This is a genomic window from candidate division WOR-1 bacterium RIFOXYB2_FULL_36_35 (genome assembly GCA_001771505.1).
Classification (GTDB): Bacteria; Margulisbacteria; WOR-1; order XYC2-FULL-46-14; family XYC2-FULL-37-10; genus XYB2-FULL-36-35.
Genome location: MEUA01000044.1, coordinates 23,065 through 30,412, shown reverse-complemented (window position 1 = coordinate 30,412; position 7,348 = coordinate 23,065). Strand labels below are relative to the sequence as shown.

At 37.1% G+C, this 7,348-nt stretch carries 7 protein-coding genes; 4 read left to right on the top strand and 3 right to left on the bottom strand.

All coding sequences use genetic code 11. From position 1 onward, the window contains the following. The first annotated feature begins 188 nt into the window (after positions 1-188). The 3 genes from A2290_02495 to A2290_02485 all read left to right on the top strand — a co-directional run bounded on the left by A2290_02495 (position 189) and on the right by A2290_02485 (position 3,575). Positions 189-1,289, top strand: coding sequence for a hypothetical protein (locus A2290_02495; protein OGC14040.1), 1,101 nt, complete (start codon positions 189-191; stop codon positions 1,287-1,289). Between the two features lie 156 nt (positions 1,290-1,445). Beyond that, positions 1,446-2,798, top strand: coding sequence for a hypothetical protein (locus A2290_02490; protein ID OGC14039.1), 1,353 nt, complete (start codon positions 1,446-1,448; stop codon positions 2,796-2,798). A gap of 225 nt (positions 2,799-3,023) precedes the next feature. Beyond that, positions 3,024-3,575 carry a hypothetical protein gene (locus tag A2290_02485; GenBank protein ID OGC14038.1) on the top strand — a complete coding sequence of 184 codons (552 nt, stop codon included), beginning with the start codon at positions 3,024-3,026 and terminating at the stop codon, positions 3,573-3,575. Positions 3,576-3,627: 52 nt separating this feature from the next. Here A2290_02485 and A2290_02480 read toward each other — a convergent pair whose 3' ends face one another. From A2290_02480 to A2290_02470, 3 genes are read right to left on the bottom strand one after another with little or no spacing between them, the layout of a single operon-like run. Then, positions 3,628-3,972: a transcriptional regulator gene (locus A2290_02480; protein OGC14037.1), complete on the bottom strand. Its 345-nt coding sequence runs from the start codon at positions 3,970-3,972 to the stop codon at positions 3,628-3,630. Between the two features lie 20 nt (positions 3,973-3,992). Then, positions 3,993-5,207, bottom strand: a complete 1,215-nt coding sequence (locus tag A2290_02475) for an ammonia channel protein (protein ID OGC14041.1) — start codon at positions 5,205-5,207, stop codon at positions 3,993-3,995. Positions 5,208-5,225: 18 nt separating this feature from the next. Then, positions 5,226-5,906, bottom strand: coding sequence for a hypothetical protein (locus A2290_02470; protein OGC14036.1), 681 nt, complete (start codon positions 5,904-5,906; stop codon positions 5,226-5,228). 251 nt (positions 5,907-6,157) lie between these two features. On the opposite strand from A2290_02470, the gene A2290_02465 reads away from it, so the two are divergent. Then, positions 6,158-7,339 carry a hypothetical protein gene (locus A2290_02465; protein OGC14035.1) on the top strand — a complete coding sequence of 394 codons (1,182 nt, stop codon included), beginning with the start codon at positions 6,158-6,160 and terminating at the stop codon, positions 7,337-7,339. The last annotated feature ends 9 nt before the right edge of the window (positions 7,340-7,348 follow it).

Genomic DNA, 7,348 nt, shown 5'->3' with positions numbered 1-7,348 from the left:
AATAAATTCTTCTACCAAAGATACGTCCCCAGACGATTTTATCTCTTCAAAGCTTCTATATAACTCTTTTATCGGGCTTCTTTCTATTGTCTTATCCAAATCAAAAGATACTACCTTTTTATATATCATTTCATAATACCTTCGAATAAAGGTTATTGAAATTTCAATTCTTCTGGTGCAAAAATCATATGAAATTTCAAAAAAAAAAAACGATAACGGAGTATGAGGGCATGAGGGCTTGGGAGAGCGCGAGGGTGTCCAGCCCGAGCTTATACAAATTAAGAAGGCTTGAAAGAGGACAGGGAGCCAGCCCAGTGTCTCTTCTTGGAAGGAGAAATAAAATGACAATAACAATAATAGGCAGGGAAATAGCTAGCCTTAGAAATAGGTACGGAATTATTCCTCAAGGAAATATAGCCCTAAGACCAGGGAGTGATTACGAGTTGTCCCCTGTTACAGGTTGTCCCCCAACAAGCGTTCAGGTAGTCGCATCGCCGCTCGAACATCTTTTTACTGCATTCGAAAAAATAGAAGAAAAACTAAATACCCTCCCTGTCGAAAGAGTTGAGAGCATATTAAGCCACTTACTCGAACATGGATCTGGCATTATTACAACGTTGGGCAATGATAGAGCAAGTGATTACATAGAGAAGCTATCTGCTGGCTTGCTTTTTCATAGGGAAAGAATTGGAGAACCTGATTTTGTAAAGACAATGGTTATTGCCTATGAATCTAAATATCTTAAAAATGATTCCGCACCTTTTTTAAGGCTTGTTTTTGGACGTAAGGTTACATCTGCAGACGGAAAAAATAATTTGACATTCAAAGAACCTTTAACTCCTGACGATATCCGCGATTTAAAACTTGCGAGGGATTCAATTTCAAGCTTAGAGTTAGGTGTTTGTAGCGATTTAAGTATGTTGGAAGGTTTTAATAATCTTGAAAGCTTAAGAGTTAAAGCTTTACCAGGAGCACTTGAATCGTTACCAGCATTAAGCAACCTAAAAAGGTTAAGCGCCACTAACATTGGTCCCCGCGAAAGAGTAGATTTATCTGCATTATCACAATCAAAAAATCTTGAGGAACTTTATTTATTTGGTTTTAGATTAGCACTGTCCCAGTTATTAAGTCTAGACAAACTATCATTGCTTAATGTATTTCGATCTTTAATAGAGGATCCAAACAATTTTATTAACTTAAAAAGCCTTAAGAACCTATTTATACCATCCAAATACAAAAACGAAGAAGTAGAAAATGGAGTTTCTCGTAACATAAAGGATTTTTTATAAAAATCATTTGCTCTTTCCATATTATTAACCCCGATTTCCTAATCGGGGCGAATAATCAGGGTTAATTAATTTTTTAAGATAGAATGAGCCCAAAGAACCTATTCTTTATGCAAATAAACATTGCAAAGAACCTATTCTTTATGTATAATATTAGATATGTTCAAGAGAAAGGCTGAAGAGTTATTGTTAGAATGGAAGGATAAAAATGGCAGAAAACCCCTTATTATACGAGGGGCTCGCCAAACTGGGAAAACTACTCTTATAAAAAAATTCTCCAAAGAATTTAAGATTTTTGTAGAGTTAAATCTGGAAAAAGACAACATAAGAAAAATCTTTGATGGTGTCTCTGACGCAAAAAATACCATTCAAAGCATAGAAAGCCTGACAAATCAAAAAATTATTCCAGGAGAAACTCTTTTATTTTTGGATGAAATACAAAATTCCATTTCAGCGATAAAAATGCTCCGTTATTTATACGAAGAAATTCCTGATTTACATGTGGTAAGCGCGGGATCTCTTCTTGAAGTAAGAATGAAAAACGAAGGTTGGGCGTTTCCCGTCGGGAGAGTAGAGTTTTTATACTTATATCCTGTTACTTTTGAAGAGTTTCTATTCGCATTAGATAAAAAAATTCTGCTAATCAATTTAAAAGACGTTAAAATTTCCGACAAAATCCCCCAGGCTGTCCATGAAAATCTTTTGGATTTGCTTTCTCTTTACATAATTGTTGGAGGCATGCCTGAAGCAGTTAATACTTATATTTCAAGCGGAAGCTTAATAAATGTTAAAAAATATCAAAATGATCTTATTGAATCTTTTAAAGAAGATTTTGCTAAATACGCTAGAGCTTCTGAAGTCGAATTTTTAAAAATTGTTTGGGATAGTACGCCCTTTAATATTGGAAAAAGAATTAAATATTCAAAATTGGCTGGGATAGAAAATCGTTCCAGAAATATTTCAAATGCTTTTGATGTTTTACATGAAGCAATGCTTATAGAACGAGTTTTCCCTTCAGTTTCTTTAAGCCCTCCAATTGCAAAAAAATTAAAATCAGCTCCTAAAAGTTTATTCTTGGATATAGGGCTTTGTTCCAGTCTTTTGCATTTGACTAAAGACCAAATAAAAAAAGATTTATTAAATGATGCTTTTAACGGGGCATTATTTGAACAATTCATTGGACAAGAATTGCTTGCATTAAACAGCTTTAATAGAAATTCTCTTTACTTTTGGATTCGTGAAGAAAAAGGGAGTTCGTCTGAATTGGATTTTTTGTTTCAAATCGGAAGCAAGCTTATACCTATCGAAGTAAAAGCAGGCAAACAGGGCTCTTTAAAATCTTTACACCAATTTTTATATAGAAGTGGCAGCAGTTTTGGCATTAGAATATATAATGGAGGTTTATCCCTTAATAAAAACGAATTATCACTTCCAGACTCCAACACATTAAAATATGAACTTATTTCTTTGCCTTTTTATTTAATTTTTAGGGTATTTGATTTCATTATTTAACCCCGATTTCCTAATCGGGGTTCATACCTGGGGAAATTGCCATTAATTCAAACAGTTCTTCAAGAATCACAAACATCCCTCAGTATTGCAATACTGTCGATAAAAATACACTGAAATTTTCTGGAGGGGGGGGCGACAAGTAAGCAATAGGCGATAAGAAATAAGGGGGTGGAGATAATTCATTCAATCATAGTTTCGGTCTTGAAATAAGGAGGAATGCTTAAAATGATAATAAGAGGTTTTCGTCCAATCGAGAAAGTTAAAACAGTCTCTGGCACAATTCAAATGGCTTCTGCTGTGAGGTTCCATTTTATGGGGACGGAAAAATATTTAACAGTAAATATAGATTATTCAAAGCCAAATGAAAAAGTGAAAGGAAACAATTACTTTTCAGAAGGCAGGGCAAGAGTGGCCTCGAAAAAATTAGACCTCACAAATGGGGTTCGCATTGTTGATTTAAGAAACAACAAAGAAGCTCGAGGTTTTGGGGAGAGGCTTGAAGGGATTAAAGCAGACTTTTCTTTTACAGTTGAACATTTCAATCCCCGTGACAAAGCTTTAACTGTTATAGATTTAGATGAACCTAGGTTAAATGTGCACCTTATAAAAGAACAACTTGAAACTACCTTAGAAGAATCAAAAGGCGATATTCTTATTGCTTGTGGAAGTAGAAATCAAAAAAGGGAAATAAAAGACATTTTAAAAACTTTATCCCTTAGAGAAGACATGAAGATTTTTATTGCCGAAAAACCGGCCTTAAGCATATCTATTGGCTAAAATTTATTAAACATAAAAGGAGCTCGAGAATTTTCGAGCTCCTTTTTTTATCCTAAATCGCTTTATCTCCCCGCTCCCCCGTCCTAACCCTTATAATATTCTCAACAGGATAAACAAATATTTTGCCGTCTCCCTGTTGTCCAGTTCTTGCAGATTTTTCAATGGCACTGATTGCTCTCTCGCAATCAAAGTCGTCAACGATGACCTCCACCTTTAGCTTCGGCAAAAATTCAACCCGATATTCTCCAGCCCGCCATTCAAGGACTATTCCCTTTTGCGTCCCCCGCCCTTTTACCTCTGTAACAGTCATTCCAACAAATCCCTCTTCTTCAAGAGCAATTCTTACTTCTTCTATTTTTTCCGACCTTATAATTGCCTCTATTTTTTTAAAACTCATTTTAGTCTCCTCCTAAATTTTTAGCTAAACGCCGTTTCGCCATGCTGAGCTATATCAAGCCCGATATTCTCTTCCGACTCTTTTGCTCTCAAAGAGAAGATAGCATCAACAACCTTTGCAAGGATAAAGCTTACAACAAAAGCAAAGAGAACGACTACGGCTACCGTAAAAGCTTGAATTCCAAACTGTCCAGGGTTTCCAAAGAACAATCCATTTGCACCAGCAGAATTTATAGCTTTTTCAGCAAAGAGGCCTGTAGCCAAAGCACCAACAATTCCTCCCATTCCGTGGCAAGCAAAAACATCTAGCGAATCGTCCAGCCCGCTTTTTGTGCGGATAAGAATTGCATAGTAAGAAATAATGGCCGCAACAGCCCCTATTATTATCGCGGACAAGGGACTCACATATCCTGAAGCAGGAGTAATGGCAACGAGCCCTACGACAGCTCCAGTTGCCAAACCTAAGACGCTTGGTCTTTTGTGAATCCAGCTTACAACCATCCAAGCAAGAGCCGCAGATGCCGCAGCAGTATTTGTAACAACAAAAGCAGAAACCGCAAGCCCGTTTGCCGCCAATGCTGATCCACCATTAAACCCAAACCAGCCAAACCATAAAAGAAAAGCCCCCAAAACTGTAAGAGGAATATTTGATGGTTCCATCGGGGTTTTTCCATATCCTTTGCGTTTTCCAATAACCATTGCCATGGATAACGCGGAAATACCTGCTGTTATATGAACAACGGTCCCTCCCGCAAAATCAAGTGCCCCTATATTTCTAAGCCAACCTCCAATTCCCCATACCCAGTGAGCAACAGGCGCATAAACAAAAGTTGACCATAATAAAATATATAATAAGAAGCTTCCAAAATTTATTCTTTCAACAAAAGCTCCGGTAATAAGCGCAGGAGTTATTACGGCAAAAGCAAGCTGGAACACCATAAACGCAAGATGTGGAATTGTGGCAGCATATCCAGCGTTCGCTTCTTGCCCCACCCCATTTAACCCAAGCCAGTTTAAACCACCTATAAGACCAGCATGATCAGTTCCAAATGATAATGAATATCCGTAAAGCACCCATTGCACAGAAATCAGCGCGAGAATTGAAACAGAAAGCATAAGAGTTGAAAGTATATTCTTACGCCTCACCATTCCCGCGTAGAAAAACCCCAGCGCCGGCGTCATCATAATAACGAGCGCGGTAGAAATTAAAACCCAAGCGGTATCTCCAGCATTTATCATCTTATTTTCCCCCTTTTATATATTTATATCCAACTGCGTAGTAAATGTCGGTTTTGCGCCATTGTTATAGGTGCCATATCCAAATATCACAGAAGTATTTCCTGAAAACATCCAAGAGATTCCATAGAATGTTGCGCCTAAGGCCGACTTTGTGCCTGCATAATCAACGCATGCCCACAACTTATCGTTTATAGCTTTGTCCCAAGTTAAAATTAATCCCGCATTGTCTTTTGCACCTGTTGGATCAATAAGGACTCTCTCATTCCCTGAAAAATATCCAGCAGTAAACCTTCCTGCAACAGGAAATGTTTTAGCAACAACTCCATATAAAACATTTTGGTCTGTTACATCCTTTTGTGTGCCAAACCCAAACCCGCCTATCGCAAAAGACGGAAGAATTTCTTTTTCCCCTATTCCATATTTAGCATTAAAAACAAAAGGGATTTGCTGTGGAAGCATGATATCTGCCCCTATTTCAAACCCTGGAAATATTCCGTAAGTTAAACCCAAATCCGTAGGGAAAGCATACCCTCCGTCAATCGGCCCCTCCTGTGTAAAATAGTTATCTATGCCAAAATGCAGAACTCCTACCCCCTGGATATCTGTTGAAGGATTCCATATCTGCGTGGACGGTGTCGCAAAAGATAAACCGGCAAAAAAGCAAACAAGAAACATAGAAATAAAACTTTTTTTCATTGTGTTTTTCTCCTTTTTTTAAATATACCTCAACAAATTACCCTTTAGTTAGCAATTATCCCGCCAAAAGAAAAAGGATAAAAAAGAGAGAAAATATACTTTTTTGTATGAATTTGAATGCATGAAAATACATTTTTGTATGAATCAATCATAAAAGAGGCACAATTGAAAAAGCAAATACATGATTATATAATGAACCCCGATTTCCTAATCGGGGTGAAATAAATACTTAAAACAGACGAAACAAACCTATGTCAAACATAAGCGCCAAACACAGCATCCAACAAAGACGATTCGAAACGTTCGATAAGTATCAGGCAGAACATTTTAGGCTTCTATGCGAACAAAGACAACCTCAAGCGGCGCTAACGCTCTCCTTATATCCACAAAGCGCAGCTGCAAATCTTTTAAAAGCCAGGATACAAGCTCTTCCTAAAAGACAAAGGAAAGTACAATTATCTACAAAAGAAATCCCTAACATAACAAATGAAGTAGCAAGCAGGTTTTGGGAAAGCAATGACACTAACTCTGATAAAACCAAGGCTTTAGCAAAAACCGGTTTTAATTCTATAAAAATGGCGCTATTCCCGGGATGCTTCAACCCTTTGCATATAGGCCATCTATCAACAGCACTAGGAGCAATACTCTTTGAAAATTTAAATGGAATTATATTAATGCCAAGCGGAACAAATCCACAGAAACCTTTTTCTCTTTCATTTGATATTCGCCATGAAATTATAACAAGCATAATCAACCAGTCAAATATTCAATTCACAGATTTTTACTCCTCAACCCTAAGACAAGATATGGAAACAATATTAGGGGGCATTCCGTTCGCAGAAAATGGATTTACAAGCCGTAGAAGATTATTAGATATCATGGCCTTTTCATTGCTTATGGAGCTTAATCCACATATCGAATGGGTATATTATGTAACTGGTGTAGACAAGGTAAATAGTTATTATAGAAGGCAAAATCAAGCTCTTTTGCTTGATTTGCTGTCCCCGAGAGATATAAAAGTATTATATTCGGACAGAGAAGAAAAAACATTTATCTCTCCGCCACACAATAGCGCAAATTTATGGTTTAACAACTTGATAGAAAGAGGTTTTTTTGTAAGAAACGATCGATTCCCGAGCTTTGATGTATCTTCAACGCAAATAAGAAATGCAATAGCAAGATGTGAATACGATACGTTAAAATATCTTCTCCATTTTAGGTCTCTTCCTACTATTTTCTCATCACGCTATTGCAGCAGTCTCCATAAACCATATAGGATCGCAGACGCCTTTTCCCTGGAATATTGGCACAACCAATTGTCTTCAATGTATGACAGCGATTCCCAAACCTATGAAACTGCCCTTAAAGAAAGCGACCGTCAAAAAAAAGAACTTGCTATGGCCGGAATTTTAGCGGGATCTCCAGCAACATAAATTAACCCC